This is a genomic window from Peribacillus sp. GL_122 (assembly GCF_057835005.1).
On sequence record NZ_CM174415.1, the window covers coordinates 2105201 to 2123453 of the forward strand.

General features: G+C 38.3%; 18 protein-coding genes and 1 pseudogene. 17 read left to right on the top strand and 2 right to left on the bottom strand.

Features of this window, described 5'->3' with window-relative positions; all coding sequences use genetic code 11:
* Positions 1-105: 105 nt before the first annotated feature.
* The 7 genes from tkt to AC3ISB_RS10270 all read left to right on the top strand — a co-directional run bounded on the left by tkt (position 106) and on the right by AC3ISB_RS10270 (position 6485).
* Positions 106-2109, top strand: a complete 2004-nt coding sequence (tkt, locus tag AC3ISB_RS10240) for a transketolase (protein ID WP_098372922.1) — start codon at positions 106-108, stop codon at positions 2107-2109.
* Positions 2110-2406: 297 nt separating this feature from the next.
* Positions 2407-2847, top strand: a complete 441-nt coding sequence (gene sirA, locus AC3ISB_RS10245) for a sporulation inhibitor of replication protein SirA (protein ID WP_076368842.1) — start codon at positions 2407-2409, stop codon at positions 2845-2847.
* 84 nt (positions 2848-2931) lie between these two features.
* Positions 2932-3147, top strand: coding sequence for a YneF family protein (locus AC3ISB_RS10250; protein WP_034312934.1), 216 nt, complete (start codon positions 2932-2934; stop codon positions 3145-3147).
* An 862-nt stretch (positions 3148-4009) separates the two neighbouring features.
* Positions 4010-4429, top strand: coding sequence for an RrF2 family transcriptional regulator (locus AC3ISB_RS10255; protein ID WP_098372923.1), 420 nt, complete (start codon positions 4010-4012; stop codon positions 4427-4429).
* A gap of 100 nt (positions 4430-4529) precedes the next feature.
* Positions 4530-4916 (top strand): IDEAL domain-containing protein, encoded by a 387-nt coding sequence (locus AC3ISB_RS10260; protein WP_489276306.1) that lies wholly within the window; start codon positions 4530-4532, stop codon positions 4914-4916.
* A gap of 47 nt (positions 4917-4963) precedes the next feature.
* Positions 4964-5290, top strand: a complete 327-nt coding sequence (gene trxA, locus AC3ISB_RS10265) for a thioredoxin (protein WP_141995059.1) — start codon at positions 4964-4966, stop codon at positions 5288-5290.
* Between the two features lie 73 nt (positions 5291-5363).
* The gene (locus AC3ISB_RS10270) at positions 5364-6485 is read left to right on the top strand and encodes an NADH-dependent flavin oxidoreductase (protein WP_489276308.1); all 1122 of its coding nucleotides are present in this window, start codon (positions 5364-5366) and stop codon (positions 6483-6485) included.
* A 1258-nt stretch (positions 6486-7743) separates the two neighbouring features.
* Here AC3ISB_RS10270 and AC3ISB_RS10275 read toward each other — a convergent pair.
* Positions 7744-8142: a DoxX family protein gene (locus tag AC3ISB_RS10275; RefSeq protein WP_480338822.1), complete on the bottom strand. Its 399-nt coding sequence runs from the start codon at positions 8140-8142 to the stop codon at positions 7744-7746.
* A gap of 737 nt (positions 8143-8879) precedes the next feature.
* Between AC3ISB_RS10275 and AC3ISB_RS10280 the strand changes: the two genes are divergently transcribed.
* A complete protein-coding gene (locus AC3ISB_RS10280; protein WP_480338823.1) occupies positions 8880-9077 on the top strand; it encodes a DUF4183 domain-containing protein in 198 nt (65 codons plus the stop codon).
* 151 nt (positions 9078-9228) lie between these two features.
* Here AC3ISB_RS10280 and AC3ISB_RS10285 read toward each other — a convergent pair whose 3' ends face one another.
* Positions 9229-9402, bottom strand: coding sequence for an aspartyl-phosphate phosphatase Spo0E family protein (locus tag AC3ISB_RS10285; protein ID WP_076368851.1), 174 nt, complete (start codon positions 9400-9402; stop codon positions 9229-9231).
* Positions 9403-9647: 245 nt separating this feature from the next.
* Here AC3ISB_RS10285 and AC3ISB_RS10290 point away from each other — a divergent pair, with 245 nt between their 5' ends.
* From AC3ISB_RS10290 to AC3ISB_RS10330, 9 genes and pseudogenes are all read left to right on the top strand, one after another.
* Positions 9648-10355: a cytochrome c biogenesis protein CcdA gene (locus AC3ISB_RS10290; RefSeq protein ID WP_377393081.1), complete on the top strand. Its 708-nt coding sequence runs from the start codon at positions 9648-9650 to the stop codon at positions 10353-10355.
* Between the two features lie 100 nt (positions 10356-10455).
* A pseudogene (locus AC3ISB_RS10295) lies at positions 10456-10762 on the top strand (response regulator).
* A gap of 113 nt (positions 10763-10875) precedes the next feature.
* Positions 10876-11352 carry a CcdC family protein gene (locus AC3ISB_RS10300; RefSeq protein ID WP_480338824.1) on the top strand — a complete coding sequence of 159 codons (477 nt, stop codon included), beginning with the start codon at positions 10876-10878 and terminating at the stop codon, positions 11350-11352.
* 182 nt (positions 11353-11534) lie between these two features.
* Positions 11535-12590 (top strand): YeeE/YedE thiosulfate transporter family protein, encoded by a 1056-nt coding sequence (locus AC3ISB_RS10305; RefSeq protein ID WP_452451762.1) that lies wholly within the window; start codon positions 11535-11537, stop codon positions 12588-12590.
* Between the two features lie 41 nt (positions 12591-12631).
* Entirely contained in the window at positions 12632-12859 is a 228-nt protein-coding gene (locus tag AC3ISB_RS10310; protein WP_100532532.1) for a sulfurtransferase TusA family protein, read from the top strand.
* A gap of 123 nt (positions 12860-12982) precedes the next feature.
* Positions 12983-13288 (top strand): DUF3219 family protein, encoded by a 306-nt coding sequence (locus AC3ISB_RS10315; protein WP_141995064.1) that lies wholly within the window; start codon positions 12983-12985, stop codon positions 13286-13288.
* A gap of 80 nt (positions 13289-13368) precedes the next feature.
* Positions 13369-13797: a DUF2621 domain-containing protein gene (locus tag AC3ISB_RS10320; RefSeq protein ID WP_048685984.1), complete on the top strand. Its 429-nt coding sequence runs from the start codon at positions 13369-13371 to the stop codon at positions 13795-13797.
* 162 nt (positions 13798-13959) lie between these two features.
* On the top strand, positions 13960-15105 hold the full coding sequence (locus AC3ISB_RS10325; protein WP_489276313.1) for an exonuclease SbcCD subunit D: 1146 nt from the start codon (positions 13960-13962) through the stop codon (positions 15103-15105).
* Positions 15102-18233 carry an SbcC/MukB-like Walker B domain-containing protein gene (locus tag AC3ISB_RS10330; RefSeq protein ID WP_489276315.1) on the top strand — a complete coding sequence of 1044 codons (3132 nt, stop codon included), beginning with the start codon at positions 15102-15104 and terminating at the stop codon, positions 18231-18233. The genes AC3ISB_RS10325 and AC3ISB_RS10330 overlap by 4 nt, the downstream gene beginning before the upstream one ends.
* The last annotated feature ends 20 nt before the right edge of the window (positions 18234-18253 follow it).

Below are 18253 nucleotides of genomic sequence, written 5' to 3' on the forward strand. Positions count from 1 at the left end.
TAGAAAATTGTAATATTGGGGCAGTAAATAGTGATTTTAGTTGTGATATTAAGCTTGTCACTATAATATAAAGAGGTACATTACAGGAAGGGATGTTTTTACGATATGTTAGATAAATTAGATGCACTTTCTATTAATACGATTCGTACATTATCGATTGATGCAATTGAAAAGGCTAATTCTGGCCATCCAGGTATGCCAATGGGTGCGGCGCCGATGGCGTATAAACTATGGACAGAATATATGAACCATAACCCGAAAAATCCAGATTGGTTTAATAGAGACCGCTTTGTTCTCTCAGCTGGTCATGGGTCTATGTTGTTATACAGCCTTCTTCATCTATCGGGCTATGGCTTATCTATCGATGATTTGAAAAGCTTCCGCCAATGGGGCAGTAAAACTCCAGGACATCCTGAATACGGACATACGGCTGGTGTAGATGCAACTACTGGGCCGCTTGGACAAGGTATCGCTATGGCAGTCGGAATGGCAATGGCAGAACGTCACTTGGCAGAAAGCTATAACCGCGATTCTTATAATGTGGTCGATCATTATACATATAGTATTTGTGGAGATGGGGATTTAATGGAAGGTGTTTCTGCAGAAGCCGCTTCATTAGCTGGACATCTACAACTCGGAAGACTTGTTGTTTTATATGATTCTAATGATATTTCCCTTGACGGAGACTTAAGTCAATCATTTAGTGAAAGCGTAGCAGACCGGTTCAAATCTTATGGATGGCAATATATCCGCGTTGAGGATGGGAACGATCTTCAGGAAATTGCTAAAGCGATTGAAGAAGCGAAAACCGATGATGCACGCCCAACATTAATCGAAGTGAAAACAGTTATTGGTTACGGTTCACCAAACCGTTCAGGTAAATCTGCTGTTCACGGCGCTCCGCTTGGTGCAGATGAGCTGAAATTGACAAAAGAAGCATATAAATGGACATTCGAAGAGGACTTCTATGTTCCGGAAGAAGTGTATTCACACTTCAATGAAGCTGTTGTTGATGCAGGCGCTCAAAAAGAAGAGGCTTGGAATGAATTGTTTAAAAATTACAAAGAAGCACATCCTGAGTTAGCAGAGCAATTGGAGCTTGCCATCAAAGGTGAACTGCCTGCTGAATGGGATCAGGAAATTCCAGTCTATGAAGAAGGTAAGACATTAGCTTCCCGTGCTTCAAGTGGGGAAGTACTAAATGCGATTGCCAAAAAGGTCCCTAGCTTCATTGGGGGTTCTGCAGATTTAGCCGGATCGAATAATACTGCCATAAAAGGTGAGACAGATCTATTACCTGGTAATTACAGTGGCCGTAATATATGGTTCGGTGTACGTGAATTCGCTATGGGTGCGGCTTTAAATGGAATGGCACTTCATGGTGGATTAAAAGTATACGGAGGAACATTCTTTGTATTCTCTGATTATCTACGTCCTGCCATAAGAATGGCAGCACTAATGGGACTGCCTGTAAACTATGTGTTCACTCATGACAGCATTGCTGTAGGGGAAGACGGACCGACTCATGAGCCAATCGAACAATTAGCATCATTGCGCGCAATGCCTAACCTAGGGGTAATACGTCCAGCTGATGGCAATGAAACGGCAGCAGCCTGGAAAGTGGCAATGGAGTCAACAAATAAACCAACTGCTCTTGTACTGACTCGTCAAGGCTTGCCAACAATAAAAGACACTTCCGAAACTGCGTATGAAGGTGTTTCAAAAGGTGCTTACATCATCTCTGCTTCTAAGAAAGAAGTAGCCGATGCATTACTTCTTGCGACTGGTTCCGAAGTGAACTTGGCTGTGGAAGCACAGAAAGCTTTAGCGAACGAAGGAATTGATGTTTCGGTAATCAGCATGCCATCATGGGATCGTTTTGAAACTCAATCTAAAGAATATAAACAAAGCGTAATCAATCCGGCAGTGAAAAAACGTCTAGCTATCGAAGTGGCTTCACCATTTGGCTGGGATCGTTATGCAGGTGATGAGGGTGAAATATTGGCCATCAATCATTTTGGAGCTTCTGCACCAGGCGGTAAAATCATGGAGGAATTCGGTTTCACTGTAGAAAATGTAGTTGCTCGAGTTAAGGAAATGCTTAAATAATAGTAATGGGGACTGACACCAATTGGATTGGTGTCAGTTTTTTTACCAAATACAATCCTATATTATATTGAATGTGTTCCTATTCTAAAGGATATCTTCCATTCGACAAAAAAAGAAGAAAATTTCTCCAACAAACAACATATCTTTTTAGTTTGTCAATATATAATGAGAATAAATAAATTTCGTTTAAATGTGTCAGTTAAAGGGGAAAGTCATCAATAGTGGAAAATAGTGGAGAGGGTCCTGGTGGTTAGATATTTTCGTGACCAAAATAGGAGAGCTAGGAGGCATTGGCTGATGAGAACCTATCAAATTTATTTAATCGAAGATGAATTTGCCCATCATTATTATGGAAGAGAAAAGCTATTTTTCAATTTGTTTTTGGAGTATATTCAAGCAAGGGGCAGACTGAAGAGTATTTTGCAAAAACAAATCGAATATGTCACCAAAACAGTCCCGATTAACCAGTTGCAGGTAGCTATTGAACAACGTTTGCAAAAAAAGATGAATTATTGGACTCAAAATGGAAAATACTATTTAGAAAAAACAAACGGAACAAGTAAAGCCGTTTTAATCATTCAAAATGAGTCCATTACTCTTAAAGCTGAAGGAGATTATGAAGCGGAGACCGCTTTCTTTGAAAGTATTCGAAAATATGAAGCGAGTTTTCTGGCCATTGATTTCGAACATGAAAAATACGGTTGGTTAAAACCGATAAAAGAAAGAAAATTTGTCTAAATGGGGGACTTTTCGGTAGCGGGTATTGTATAATAACCTTTGGTCTAGTACACTGATGTTAGACAACATGAAGGAGGAAATAGTATGTGGGTTTACATTCTAGTTGGCGTACTGGCATTGATTGCTGGAGTAGTGCTGGGATTTTTCATCGCTCGTAAATACATGATGGATTACTTAAAGAAAAATCCGCCAATTAACGAACAGATGTTGAAAATGATGATGATGCAAATGGGTATGAAACCATCCCAAAAGAAAATTAATCAAATGATGAGCGCCATGAATAAACAACAAACAAAATAAGATAGCATGAAACTTTGATATATCAATGTTCTTGGAAGATTGGATGCAAAATTTTATATAATATCGAACTGGTTGATCCATTTAGACTGAATTCTTCCACCGATTTTATATAAAATTTTGGTTTATCTTTCATTTTTGTTTCTTAAGCCACTTTTTCTGAATGAATGATTCAGTAAAGGTGGTTTTTGTTTTGGAAGGAAATCTAAATGTGAATGTAAAAAATAAAAATCTTTTCTCTTAATCTTTTTTATTTAAGCACTTAGACAATAGAGAGTTAGTTAATATATAAATTTGATTAAAGGTAAGCATCCAAGTAATCGGGTGTTTTTGATTTGAATGAACTTTATAAATAGAAGAGCAATTAACCTGAATTGGTCGAGTGCTTATTTTTTATTTAGGGAATTTTTTACACCAGGACCTACTTCCTCGACAGCCCCCATTGGCTTATGGCTAAAAACACATAATCCGTGGGTTATTTGGAATCTTTTAATGAATCAAGCTCAAGTCAGAACCGCAAATGTCTGAAGTTGTAACTTTTACGATAATATCATCTGAAGTTTTGGTATAGGGGTATTTAACTTCTTTTGGGTTAATAGGTGATAATAAGGTTTCAAAAGGTTATTATCATCCTCAGGGTAAAAGTGAGCAATCTAGGTTAATCTATCGGCATATACAGCATTGAATCTTTCTCAACAATGAGATATCTCTCTAAAAATCATTCCCTCTTTCCTTTGTGTAGGGGGGATTTCATTAAAACAATAAATTAATCAACACAGTTGAGGAAGCTGTTGAGTTTTTTGACTTGACTTTATCAACTGTAAATATTATTATTACAGTAATCTTCTTGAGGAGGATGCGAAAAGTGAATAGTGATTTTACAATAGCTGTGCATAGTTTGGTCTATTTAGCTTATCTACCAGATCATATGGCAAGCAGTGAGTCTATCGCAGAAAACGTTTGTACAAACCCGGCAAGGATTCGAAAGATGATGAGCTGCTTAAGAAAAAAAGGATTTGTTAAAACTAAAGAAGGTGTTGGCGGAGGCTATATTCTAGACTGTAACCCTGAAGAGGTAAGTTTGGCAGATATTTATATAACTGTTTCACATGGGACATTGAAACCAAAGTGGTGTACAGGTGATCCGGAGAAAAAATGTGTCATATCTTCCAATACCCAGATAGTCATGAATCAAATATTCGATGAAGCTGAATTATATTTTGAAAAATATTTAGAAGATATAACTCTCAGCACTTTTTTGGAAAAAATTAAACAATGTCCGTGATATTGATTTAGTTTTTTCTTTGCACTAAATGTATATTTTATTATTACAGTTAATAACTATAGTTTGAATATCAAATGAACATAAAAGGGGTGTTATGGAAATGGTTGAAAACGATCAGCTCAAAAATGGGGATTGGGTACAGGGAAAATCAAGAGATGGGGAACTTATCCATGGTTTCATTGAAACGGTAAGTGATAGTCGAGAAATCGTTAAAGTGAATGTGGTGGAAAGTGACAATGAAAAAGCGGTTGGGAAATCGATTTGGATTCCGAGTAAATGGACTGAAAAACTGCCGGATCTAGAAATCAGTAACGAAAATCATCTTTTGACCTTAATTGATTTAGCGTTACTTTCTAAAGATGAAACATGGTTTATGGAGTTATCCGGTAAATTGGAATCCATCAAAATCCATCCGAAAATAAATGCGCGGAAATCAGAGTTTCTTATCCCGGGTAATAGAATCGCTAAACTTGATTTAAATAGATGATGAGTAAAGACCATAAATATTTCGGATAATACAAGGAGGAAATGATCATGACAATAGAACATGTAACAGATGATAATTTTGCTAGTGAAATCAAGGAAGGTTTAGTATTGGTTGATTTTTGGGCACCGTGGTGCGGTCCGTGTAAAATGATTGCCCCAGTGCTTAATGAAATTGATGTTGAAATGGGTGATCGGGTTAAAATCGTAAAACTTAATGTGGATGAAAATTCAGATACGACAAGCGAATATGGAGTGATGGGAATTCCAGCTCTAATTCTATTCAAAGATGGAGAAAAGGTAGATCAAGCTATTGGCTTCCAGCCAAAAGAAGCCATTTCGGCATTAATCACAAAACATGCAGAATCATTATCATAATATGCGGATGTATATTGTGAATTAAGGACTTATACCAACCAACATGGTGGGGAAGCAAATGGAGGATTACTAAATGAATTCTAAATATACACCATTATTTGAATCGTTCAATATAGGAAAGAAATTAGAAGTGAAAAATCGATTGGTGATGGCGCCTATGACAAATTTCTCTTCTAATCCTGACGGGACTGTAACCGACGCCGAAGTTAACTATTATGAACGTAGGTCAAGTGGGGTCGGCATGGTTATAACGGCATGTACTTACGTGACGGCTAATGGCAAAGGTTTTCATGGGGAATTTGGCGGAGATCAGGATGAATTGATACCTAGTTTAAGTCGTTTGGCATCAGCGATTAAAGAAAAAGGTGCAAAGGCAATTCTTCAGATTTTTCATGGCGGACGTGAGGTTCCACCGGAATTAGTAAATGGCGATGTAGTCAGTGCAAGCAATATCCCATCGGAAGGCGAAGGGAAAGTAGTTCCGCGTCCACTAGCTGAAAAGGAAATAGAATCGATCATTCTCGACTTTGGTGAAACCACACGACGGGCCATTGAAGCGGGATTTGACGGTGTCGAGATTCACGGTGCAAATGGTTACTTACTTCAGCAATTCTTTTCGCCTCATTCAAACCGGCGTGAAGACAAGTGGGGCGGTTCCCTTGAAAAGCGTCTGACTTTTCCATTAGCGGTTGTGGATGAAGTGAAAAAGGCTGTTGCTGAACATGCAAAGGATCCGTTCATCGTAGGATATCGTTTTTCACCGGAGGAGCCTGAAACACCAGGAATCACCATGGATGATACACTTGCATTAATTGATGGGCTTGTAACAAAAGATCTTGATTATCTTCATGTATCATTAATGGATTTCTGGTCGAAAGCAAGAAGGGGAGCCGAGGTTGACAGACCTCGGATGGAAATTATAAAAGAACGTATCGGAGATCAAGTACCTGTCATTGGTGTTGGTTCCATCTATACAGCGGATGATGCGATCAAAGCACTGCAATCGGGGGTTCCGTTAATCGCATTAGGCCGTGAAATCATAATCGATCCTGAATGGGTACAAAAAGTGGAACAAGGCAGGGAAGCAGAAATCGTGACAAAAATAAACAAGGATAATCAGCAGCAACTTGATATTCCAGACCCATTATGGCAAGCGATCATCCACTCTCCAGGATGGTTTCCAGGGATTGAATAAATAGACGTCATATATTAGTGAAATAAAAAATGCATAATGGTGTTCAAAACCATTATGGAATGAATATACTTGGAAAAAATAACCCCGGACAACGGACACACATATAAAAGTGTTCCTTGTCCGGGGTTTTTATGTTTATGGAAGGATCATTTAGATGAGTGGAGTATTTTCAAATTCAATCCTTGAAAAGAATGAATAACTGAGTATTCTATTTCCAAGCTTTTTCGGAAAATGACAAAGGGGAAAGACTTAGGAATTTTCATTACCAGCAATTAAGTCTTAAGGTCAGATACAATCGGAAATTTTGGCGAGGAAAGGGGCTTTCTTTACGGAATGCTTGGAAAAGGAAGGAGGAAACCACTCTTCCAGAATCACAGCTTTAGAGGACTAACTAGGAAAGCCTCCACGCCCAAAAGAGCCAAAGGGGGCTTTGAGAAAATGACAATACCGGGACCACTTATTTGCTTCTTAGGCACTTTTTTTATATTGTCCGTAAATTGGGGCACAGTTCATCTATACGACGAGGTCTTTATATGTTAGATTATTTTTTTGTCTTTTTCTGTCGTATTATAGAGAGCAGATTAAAAACAAAATGGTAACCAAAGTAGAAGTATATTTAAAAAAATAATGTGTACTGCCATCCGGAAAACACTACATAGAATCTAATAAAAAAATATACTAATCTAAAACGAAGTTTATTATTTCTAAATGATAAAATTTAATAATTTTAAACAATTAAAAGTTTATCCTTTCATTTTTAGGTTTATAATCGATTCCGTGGTATATAGCTACCCTAGTTCCAATTTCAAAATATACAATAGCATAGTTTATTGCATAAACAGCACTAACAGTAAGAGCAGGTGCTCCCCATGCTATTAATCGGCTATTAACTGTTTCAGTAAAAATTCTTGCTGCTTCTTTTCTTAAGAATAAATGCTTTCACAGAACCAGCAGCTACTCCAAACACTGCCATGTCCTTTAATGAATAGAAGACAAAAAACTGTAAGAGAAGACTCTGATAATAATTGATATGAACTGTAGACTAGTACCTAGGGAAAATAGTATATGTAGTTGATTTTAAGGGGAATTTAAATCGAAAATCACTTGATGGGAGTCTGATCCTTATACATTCGTACCAAAGATTAGAATCTGGAGAAAATATGTCCTGGTTCTTTCTAAGGAAAAAGAAAAAACACGGAGTGGTTTTATCCAACTCCGTGTTTTTCATAATGTAGGGATTATAAAACCGAAACTTTCCTTAAAACAGAAAAGAATCAAGTGAGTATGGGCCAGCTCCGGTTAACGCAACGCCAATCGCCACTGCAAAAATGGCAAGATTATATTCATAACCATTTTGAGTTGCCCAGTAGCCATTTTCTCCATGGACTTTAACGATCGCAACGATCATTGTAAGTGCAATTAATATACCTGCAAAGGGTGTAAGGAGACCTAAAGCAAATAAAGCTCCGCCAATAAGCTCTGATAGACCTGCAAATAGGGCCATGGTAACTCCTGGCTTCATGCCAATCGAATCAAACCAGCCTCCTGTACCTTTCAAGCCATGTCCGCCAAACCATCCAAATAATTTTTGAGCTCCATGTCCAACAAACGATAAACCGATTACCACACGTATAACTAATAAACCTATACCAATCATTTATGATTCCTCCTGGAATTTATTTTTAATTTAGATATTTTTAATTCGAGATTTATATTAAAAAAAGTAAGGGTGTTATCTCGAATTAATTTATCTTTAATTAAAGATAATATTTATTGAGCGATTTGTCAAATATAATTTTCTCATTTTAATTTGAATGATTGCCGTGGAGAAAAAGGAACGAGGTTCTGTACTAAAGGGAGATGAGCCCGATTCAGAAAAAGAGGAGGAATGTTCACTGTCAGCTACTACAATTACAGCGTACTGCATGAAAATCTGGATGGGAGGAAGTTTTGCTTTTTGAGATGGTACTGCCTTCAGAAACCGTAACACATTTCTTTATCGTTCTGTAGGTAGACATCATCATGAATATTTATTTTGGGTGTAACAGTCACAATTAGGGTCTTCAAACGAATGACCTCCTGCTACATCTATCTTACTCGTGAAATTCGCTGATTTACTTGTGAATTTCGTACTTTTACTCGTGAATTTCGTACTTTTACTCGTGAATTTCACACTTTTACTCGTGATTAAAATGCCATTATGAATACCTTTATATAGGATACCCTTGATGAATCCGGGATTACCTGATTCTGGTCACCCGAATATTTTATGAGGTGACTGCCGCATCGACTGGCCCAACCACGCTTTCTATTGATCCAGTAAGCTTTTTCTCAGATACTGGTGATCCTGCGACTATTCTGCCTGCATTAAGTACCGAAAACAGTTCATAAGAGGTGTTTATTAGTGGGGTGCTGAAAATGGAGGAATTAACAACGTACACACCGGGTGCCACTGGGGTAGGAAGTCTTGTTATCTCTGTTCCGCCCAATTCTTCCATCTTAGCTGGATCTCCTATTGTTCTTGTTGTGACAAAATATGCACCTACATCCGATGTTGATATTGGAACATGTCATATGCATTATTTTAAATGAAAAAACAGGCAGCGCACATAGCGCTTGCCTGTTTTAATATAGCAAAGGTCATGCCTAAGTATTCAAATGAGAATGAATGCAAAAAGGGGAGTTTGACAGCAAAATAATTCATATAATAACATATGTGGTTATCTATGGGAGATGAACTGAGTTAAAAACCTGTACCGGTTTTATAAAAAAGTTCATTATATTTATTTAATAATTGATCGAGTTGCTGGCTATATTCAACGGCAACATGCGAGTTTAAACCATCTTTAGCGACAATCTTGATAAGTTCATTTCTCTTTAATTCAATCTGTTCGAGAAATTCATTCTTTTTAGCCATTATATTTCCTTTCTGGCCCCAACATTTTTTCAAGGTACCCTTAATTTATGTGTTCGTTGTAAAATATGTATGAATATAACAATTATATCGGCTTGGACTAATGAATTCAAATAAGTTAACTTAATCCGTGCCCCATCCAGTTATAAGTAATTGGTTGTCATGAAATATTCAAAGTTCCATAAATGTATTTTTTTATCTTATTTGTTACAATGTTTATAGGTTGACATACATAGGAGTGAGCTTATTTGGATGATATTAATATTTTTTTAGCTTTTGGGGCGGGATTTCTAAGTTTTATTTCGCCATGCTGCTTACCGCTATATCCGGCCTTTTTATCTTATATCACTGGTATGAGTGTTGGTGAAATCAAATCCGAGAACGCCATGCTCCAAAGAAGAAGCATGCTGCATACTTTATTCTTCCTTCTTGGGTTTTCTCTTGTTTTTATTGCAATAGGGTTTAGCACATCATACCTAGGTTCTTTTTTCGCGAATTATAAAGAATTAATTCGTCAGATTGGAGCCATCCTGATTATCATTTTTGGTTTATTCATTGTAGGAATCTTTCAGCCGAAATCTTTGATGAAAGACAGTCGTTTTGAATTTAAGAACCGACCTAGCGGATATATAGGTTCCATTCTTATCGGACTTGCCTTTGCGGCTGGATGGACCCCTTGTGCTGGTCCGCTATTAGGTGCTGTCATTTCACTGGGTGCAACTAATCCTAGTGCGTCCATGAGCTATATGACTGCCTATATTTTGGGATTTGCCATACCATTTTTCATATTATCCTTCTTTGTCGGAAAATTGACATGGATCAAAAAGTACAGCCAATACATCATGAAGATTGGCGGATATTTAATGATTGTAATGGGTGTGATTTTGTTTTTTGATTGGATGACCAAAATAATCGCAGTCCTGTCTAGACTATTCGGTGGCTTTACCGGATTTTAGTCCATAATAAGCTATTTTTTCAATAAAATTCAAAATGAATTGTCCTTAATTAGGTTTTATGATGTGATTTTTTAATTTTTTCTTTCTATTTAAATGATAAATGACAATTTCAAATATTTTACCTAAAGCAGGACATGTAGTGGTCAGTGAGGGCGGGAATGGACGAGAAGCCATTGAATGATATCGAAATTGGAATCCTGACATTGTAATGATGGATATTCCTGTGCCAATCTTGTGCGTGCTGGATGCCGTTAAAGAATTTAAGAAGGAATTTCAGGCTAATGTGCTCTGCCATGGGTCAGCAAAAAATGGTTGTCGAGGCTAGAGAAGCTGGGGCGCAAGATTTTAAAGTCAAGCATTCTGACGAGGGCATGGTATTGGATAACATAAAAACGGCGCTTGATTAATAACACTCTCCTTGTTTATCTCAAATAGGTAATATATACTTTGTTTATAAATTGAAGTCATATATAATTTTAATGGTACTTACCTATTTTTAGTTTAAAGGGATGGTTAAGAGATGATATATATATCAACAGGTATAGCGATTGTGATGGCTATAGGTGTTTTCATGTTACGGATGAAGGAAACGCAAAAACCAGTGAATGAAAAGAAAATCATTTTACCGCCGCTGTTTATGAGTACAGGTGCTTTGATGTTCATTTTCCCGATGTTCCGGGTGACTCGATACGAATTGTTGGAGGCTCTTGTTGCAGGGATGTTATTTTCCATCTTATTGATAAAAACATCTAAATTTGAAGTTAGAGATGAAAAAATTTATATTCTGCGCTCTAAAGCATTCATATTCATATTGATTGGTCTCATGGTGATTCGACTGGTGGCAAAACTGATGCTGGGAAGCACGATTGAAATCGGTGTGTTGAGTGGGATGTTCTTCTTACTTGCTTTTGCGATGATCGTTCCGTGGAGAATTGCCATGCTTTATCAATATAAGAAAGTTAAAGAAGCCAGTTTCGGCAGAAGTAGCATGGTGTAATACATGTACTGTAGGATTTAATCAAAGGAACAATCAATAAACCTGAGTCGATAAATGACTCAGGTTTTTCGTTGCTTGGAAACTTTTCATGAGGGTAAAAAAGTTCATACGAAAACCTAGTAATTTTATCCGGATTATATTATATTGGTATTATAATATTTTACTTAAGGAGGAAACGGTTCATGTTACAAATGATTATGTTCGGAATTATTTGTGGTTTACTGCTGGGATTTGTGCTTCAAAGAGGCCGTTTCTGTGTTGTTGGTGCATATCGTGATTTGATTTTAGCTAAAGATGGACGGATGTTCTTAGCTACATTTATTGTAATAGCAATACAAAGTATTGGTGTTTATGCATTGAATGATACAGGGGTCATTCAGTTTGGAAATGATGGTTTTCCATGGTTGGGAACAATCGTGGGTGGCTTTATTTTTGGCATTGGTATGGTTCTGGCAGGAGGTTGCGCCACTGGAACATGGTATCGTGCCGGAGAGGGTATGATCGGAAGTTGGGTTGCTCTTTTTGGTTATATGCTAGGGGCAGCAATGACGAAATATGGTGTATGGAAAGTGGCTGGAGATAATCTGTTATCTTATCGTACAAGTGATACGTATATTCATGAAACATTAAATGTTTCGCCATGGGTGCTTGTTATTATTGTGACACTTTTGGTTGGCCTATTGGTGATTCGTGAATTGAGAAAACCGAAACTTCCAATCTTTAAAATGAAACCGAAAAAAACGGGATTGGCCCACATCTTATTCGAGAAACGGTGGCATCCCTTTGTTACAGCATTATTGGTCGGCCTTATTGCAATCATGGCATGGCCGCTAAGCGCAATGACAGGCAGGATGTTCGGACTTGGAATTACAGCGCCTTCCGCGAACATTCTAACTTTCCTTATAACAGGAGATGATGCGTTAATCGACTGGGGTACGTTTTTAGTATTGGGTATTTTCCTCGGCGCTTTCATTGCTGCCAAAGGAAGCGGGGAATTCCGTTGGCGTTTGCCTGATATGAAAACGTTACGTAACAATGCAATTGGCGGTGTAATCATGGGATTCGGTGCAAGTGTTGCCGGGGGATGCACTATCGGAAATGGTTTGGTGAACTCGGCGCTATTTGCTTGGCAGGGTTGGATCGCGATTGTCTTTTTCCTGCTGGGTACATGGGTAGCAACTTATTTCACGATTATCCGTAAGCAAAAGCTGACAGCGGCTGCATCCAAAGCGGCATAAGATACGAGTCAAAAATTTTTAATTCAAGGAGTGGGATATAAATGGCAAAAGTATTGGAAACGACTGGAATGGTATGTCCATTCCCTTTAGTGGAAGCAAAAGAAGCGATAGTGGACATGGCAATAGGAGAGGAATTGATCATTAATTTCGATTGCACACAAGCAACGGAGAGCATTCCGCGTTGGGCTGCTACCGAAGGTCATGAAATTACGGAGTTTGAGCAAATCGATGACGCTAAATGGCGTATAATCGTTAAAAAGGGAAATTGATTTAAAGAAACGTGCCAAGGTAACTTGTGCACGTTTTTTTATTTTTTCGAGGTTAAATAATTGGAAGCTGAAAGTTTATAGTGATAACATGTCTTTAACCAATTTATTAAGGAGATGTTGTTAATGGTAGACAAGGTCGTTTTAAACGATGTTCCACTGCGTGTCACTGACTTTCTTTCTGAAACTGTAAAGGATTCTGAAGGAAAGGGAATCAGAAAAGTCAGTTTCAATTTCAGGGTTACACATAGTGAATATCATGATATTACAACACTGCTTTATCAAATGGTATTTGACGTAAAGATTCCACAGTCAAACGAGGAGTTTCGAGCAGAGATCTTTAACTACGCAACTTCGGTCACGAATTTATATGAAGAAAATGCGGTGGGGGAATTTTCACTTGTCTTGCTGGAAGTGAACGGTCAGGAATGATTACATTGCCAGTCTTGTAAAGATATGGGTTACTGTCTATAATAATAGTGACGATCATTCTATACATATGAGGTGGTACTTTGCTTAGTGGATGGTTTTTATGGTTTATTCTATTTTGGGTAGCCCTTTTAATTATATTGATGAGCATAGGTGGCTTTTTCATGTTTCGGAAGTTCCTGAAAAGATTTCCGAAAGAAGATGGGAAATCCGATATGGATTGGGAAGAATACTATTTGGAACAAACAAAGCACTTATGGTCAAAGCAGCAAAAGGAATTACTGGAAGATTTAGTGAGCCCTGTGCCAGAACTTTTTCGTGATGTTGCACGTCATAAAATCGCAGGGAAAATCGGAGAGTTGGCGTTAAAGGAAAAAGCGGGCGATATTACGGAAGATTTAGTGATACGCGGCTATATCATTGCCACACCAAAACGTGACCATAAATTTTTACAAAAAAAATTAGCTGAAAGAAAGGTGAATATGGTTCCATATGAACACTTATTCAGCTAATGATGAAAAAAGCAGACTCTTTTGGAGTTTGCTTTTTTTATTCTGAATCTTTCAAAAGAATGGGGCAGTGTGGTAAAAATTAGAACGTTTGTACCCAAACCATGCTATTCGTAAAATTTTTGATATAATAATAGTAAGTAAAAATTAGGACGGAGTGAAACTATGAAATTTATCCATACGGCTGATTGGCATTTAGGGAAAATCGTTCACGGGGTGCATATGACAGATGACCAAAGGCATGCACTCTTGCAATTCATAGAAATTGTCGAAGAGGAAAAACCGGATGCGGTCGTGATTGCCGGTGATCTATATGATCGTTCCGTTCCGCCGACTGAAGCAGTGGAGCTTCTTGATGAAATCCTTTATACGATTAATGTGAAAATGAATACTTCCATCGTTGCGATATCGGGAAACCATGATTCTGCGGAAAGACTCGCATTCGGTTCATCATGGTATCGTCATAGTCAGTTATACATTCATGGGAAATTGACAAAAACATGTGAGCCGGTCCGTATCAAAGGCGTGAACTTTTATTGTGTTCCATATGCAGAACCTGGGACGGTCCGCCATCTTTTTGAAGATGATAGTATCCATTCCCATCAAGAAGCGATGAAGCGGATTACCGGAACGATTGCCGAGAATTTCAATAAGGATGAGCCGAATGTCTTCGTAGGACATGCTTTTGTATTAGGCGGAAAAACGAGCGATTCGGAAAGGGTCTTGTCTGTAGGTGGCTCCGGCTGTGTTTCATCCGACTTATTCGATGCGTTCGATTATACGGCACTTGGGCATTTACATAGTCCAGACGCAATACGTCATCCTAAGGTGTTTTACTCTGGATCACTATTAAAATATTCTTTTTCCGAGGCCAAGCAAAATAAGTCGCTTTCCATCGTCGATATGCAAGAAGATGGAAGCTTTCATATACGCTATCGTTCTTTGGCACCCAAGTTCGATATGAGGGAGATATCTGGAGTTATGGAAGAGTTACTCGATCCGGCATTCTATCAATCGCAAAAAAGGGATGACTATTTGAAAATAACACTAAATGATGAGGGGGCACTCATTGATCCTATTAACCGCTTGCGCCAGATTTATCCGAACGTACTACATCTAGAGCGTAAATGGGATTTGACCGACCTTAGAAGAAAAAAATCTTTCTCCTCTGTAAAAGATGAACGGAAATCAGAATTGGACTTGTTTGAAACGTTTTATCAAGAAATGACAGATCGGGACTTTGATTCTCAAAAGCAGGATTTGATGGTTTCGGTAATTGAGGCTGTTAAGAAAGAGGAGGCTTTGAAATGAGACCGGATATATTAACGATGCAGGCATTCGGACCATATGCAGGAAGGGAAACCATTGACTTTAATTCCCTTGGAGAACGGACGATGTTTGTCATTTCTGGAAAGACAGGCGCAGGGAAAACAACGATATTTGATGGTATTAGTTTTGCGATATATGGAAAAGCCAGTGGTGAAGATCGAAGCGGGCAAGATTTACGAAGTCAGTTTGCCGAAGATGATATATGGACGGAAGTCTCGTTGCAATTTACACTGCGTGGAAAAACGTATTTGGTGACCCGGTCCCCGCAGCAGGAACGCAAGAAAAAAGCAGGTGAAGGAACAACAACTGTTGGAGCAAAGGCTGAATTATATGAGATATTGGCCGAAGGAAAAAAATTGCTGGGAGCAAATGTACGGGAAGTTGAAGAAAAAATCAAAGTACTCATTGGACTTGACGCTAATCAATTCCGGCAAATCCTGATGATTCCACAGAATGAATTTCGAAAACTGTTAACTTCCGACAGCAAGGATAAAGAACAGATTCTCCAGAAATTATTTCATACTGAACTTTATAAACGAATAGAAGAAAAATTAAAAGAAGAGGCTTCCATCCTAAAAAAGGAAAGTGAAAAAAGTGCTCAGCGGCGAATTGAATTAATGAAAGGCATCCAGCCTGGCAATAATGAAGAATTACAGGTACAAATACAAGGGGAAGAGCCTAGTGAACAACAGGTCTTACCGCTGTTACAGGAAGTCATTTTGCAAGCGGCAGAAAAAAGTGAGTATATAAATAAACAAATACAGGAAAAGCAGAAAGCTCGTGATCAAGTAAATCAAGAACTTTCAAAAGCTGTCGATTTATTAAATCGATTTTCGGAAAAAGAAAAACTGCGGAATGAAAAGGAGGCCCTTGAAGCAAAGCTGCCAGAAATGGAATTAGTGAAAGTCCAAATAAAAATGGCACACAAAGCGGCTTCGCTTGAAAAGCAGGAACAATACTATTTGCGAATTGGCAAACAAGTACAAGATGCGAATACCGAACTTCAAAAGTTAAGTGAGCAGTCCGAGAAGTTACGGATTGAGCGCATTGAGAAGCAGGATTCCTATGATAAGGAAAAGTCGAAGGATAATCAAAGAGAGCAGGCAGTCCGAACTGTTCATCAGCTTGAGCAGGTAAAAGAGGCTGTCATGACTTTTGCAAGCTTAAAAGCACAGGTTACTTTAGATGAAAAAGAGTGGGAAACTAGCAAACGACTTCGTGAAAAAACTGTTTCGGAACATCTGTCGATTGAAGCGGAAACAGAGAAAGTCGCTCAAGAAAAAACAGAAGCGGAAAAAGCGGCTGTTCTTTATCGTGATCAGGAAATTGAAGCAGAAAGAAATAATCAATCGTTATCTAAGATTAAAAAGCTTCAAGAAGTTCTTTATGAAATCCAGAATACGAAACGAGTTCTGGATGAAAAGAATAATTGGTTCCAAGAGTTACAAAGAATACAAATTCAGGAGAAGGAAAAACTTGAAACCCTGAATCGAAACTGGAGAACTGGCCAAGCGGGTATGCTTGCTTCCATGCTGCATTCTGGAGAAAATTGTCCTGTGTGCGGTTCGCAAAGTCATCCAAAACCAGCGCAATTGCATGAGCATATGCCGACGGATTTGGAACTGAAAGATCAAGAAAACAAGCTGAAAACTGCAGAACAACAAAAAAGCCAAGCGGAAAGTGAATATTATCAAGCGAAATCCAAATATGATGCACTAGCAGAGTCTTCACAAGAAAAGCTTAGTGACATACAAAATGGCATGCCGGAGTTTAGGTGTGAAAATATTGATGGGCATTTGCTACAGTTTGTACAAAAAGGAAAAGTGCTTCAAGAGCAGCTAAAAGAATTGATGCGGAAAAAGTCTGTACTCAATGATCTGGAAAAAAGGTTGCAGGATTTAAAAGAGAAAGCATCCCAGCTTAAGGATAATATGATCTCTTTAGAGAGAAAAGAGGACCAAGGGAAAACGAGGTATATTGAAAACTCTACAAAACTAACTGGATTAACCGATTCCCTGCCAGACGGAATACGGACTGAGGAAGAATATAATGAAGCTTATCAAATGGCTGTAAATACACAGAAACGCTTACAATCGGCATTTGATGATGCACAAAAAAACCTCCAACTGGTGAAGGAAAGAGAATCGGCCATCATTGCAAAAAAAGAATCCCTAAGTGGAAATATAGAGGCCTTAAATGCAGAATTGAAAGAGGAGCGGGAAAAGTTAATTACGGATATGACCAATCAAGGCTTTTCCAATTATAAAGAATATACGGCAGCAAAAAAATCGGAAGCGGCTCTTGGAAATTTGGAGGACCAAGTACAACAGTATAATCAAAATTGGCAAAGTATTTTAAGTCTGTTTCATGATTTGGAAATGAAATTAAAAGATGTGGCCAAACCAGATCTTGAAGGATTGAAAAAGACTTTCGATTTCATAGATGGAGAATTGGAGTCGTTACGCCAAAATCAGAATGAATTACAGGCTGAAATTCGGAATAACGAAGAAATCGAAAGGAAATTGGCGCAAATCAGGGAAAATCAGAAAAGTTTAGATGAAAGGTACAGTATAGTCGGTCATCTGTCAGAGATTTCCAAAGGTCAAAATTCCTTCAAAATAACGTTTGAACGATATGTACTGGCAGCCTTTTTAGATGATATCTTAAAAGAAGCCAATTCAAGGCTGCTGAAAATGACAAGCGGCAGATATCAGCTGTTGCGAAAGCTTGATCCTACACGCAGGAATATCCAGAGCGGTCTGGAATTATCTGTGTATGACCAATATACAGGACATGAGAGACATGTCAAAACCCTTTCGGGAGGCGAGAGCTTTAAGGCATCCCTTGCACTTGCTTTGGGTCTTGCGGATGTTGTCCAGCAGAACGCTGGCGGTATTTCACTTGAAACGATGTTCATCGATGAAGGTTTCGGTACGCTCGACCCTGAATCTCTTGATCATGCGATTGAAGCATTAATGGATATACAAAGCACCGGGAGATTGGTCGGAATAATTTCCCATGTGCCGGAATTGAAAGAAAGAATTGATGCACAGCTGCAAGTCATTTCGACACAAAATGGAAGTCGAACGTCCTTTTATTTTGCTGGATAATCAAGAAAAAAGAATGGCTA

Coding starts and splice junctions, on each gene's coding strand:
- AC3ISB_RS10315 (WP_141995064.1), top strand. CDS start 12,983: ATGGTAGACAAGGTCGTTTTAAACGATGTTCCACTGCGTGTCACTGAC.
- AC3ISB_RS10330 (WP_489276315.1), top strand. CDS start 15,102: ATGAGACCGGATATATTAACGATGCAGGCATTCGGACCATATGCAGGA.
- AC3ISB_RS10250 (WP_034312934.1), top strand. CDS start 2,932: ATGTGGGTTTACATTCTAGTTGGCGTACTGGCATTGATTGCTGGAGTA.
- trxA (WP_141995059.1), top strand. CDS start 4,964: ATGACAATAGAACATGTAACAGATGATAATTTTGCTAGTGAAATCAAG.
- AC3ISB_RS10310 (WP_100532532.1), top strand. CDS start 12,632: ATGGCAAAAGTATTGGAAACGACTGGAATGGTATGTCCATTCCCTTTA.
- sirA (WP_076368842.1), top strand. CDS start 2,407: ATGAGAACCTATCAAATTTATTTAATCGAAGATGAATTTGCCCATCAT.
- AC3ISB_RS10260 (WP_489276306.1), top strand. CDS start 4,530: ATGGTTGAAAACGATCAGCTCAAAAATGGGGATTGGGTACAGGGAAAA.
- AC3ISB_RS10325 (WP_489276313.1), top strand. CDS start 13,960: ATGAAATTTATCCATACGGCTGATTGGCATTTAGGGAAAATCGTTCAC.
- AC3ISB_RS10270 (WP_489276308.1), top strand. CDS start 5,364: ATGAATTCTAAATATACACCATTATTTGAATCGTTCAATATAGGAAAG.
- AC3ISB_RS10300 (WP_480338824.1), top strand. CDS start 10,876: ATGATATATATATCAACAGGTATAGCGATTGTGATGGCTATAGGTGTT.
- AC3ISB_RS10305 (WP_452451762.1), top strand. CDS start 11,535: ATGTTACAAATGATTATGTTCGGAATTATTTGTGGTTTACTGCTGGGA.
- tkt (WP_098372922.1), top strand. CDS start 106: ATGTTAGATAAATTAGATGCACTTTCTATTAATACGATTCGTACATTA.
- AC3ISB_RS10285 (WP_076368851.1), bottom strand. CDS start 9,402: ATGGCTAAAAAGAATGAATTTCTCGAACAGATTGAATTAAAGAGAAAT.
- AC3ISB_RS10275 (WP_480338822.1), bottom strand. CDS start 8,142: ATGATTGGTATAGGTTTATTAGTTATACGTGTGGTAATCGGTTTATCG.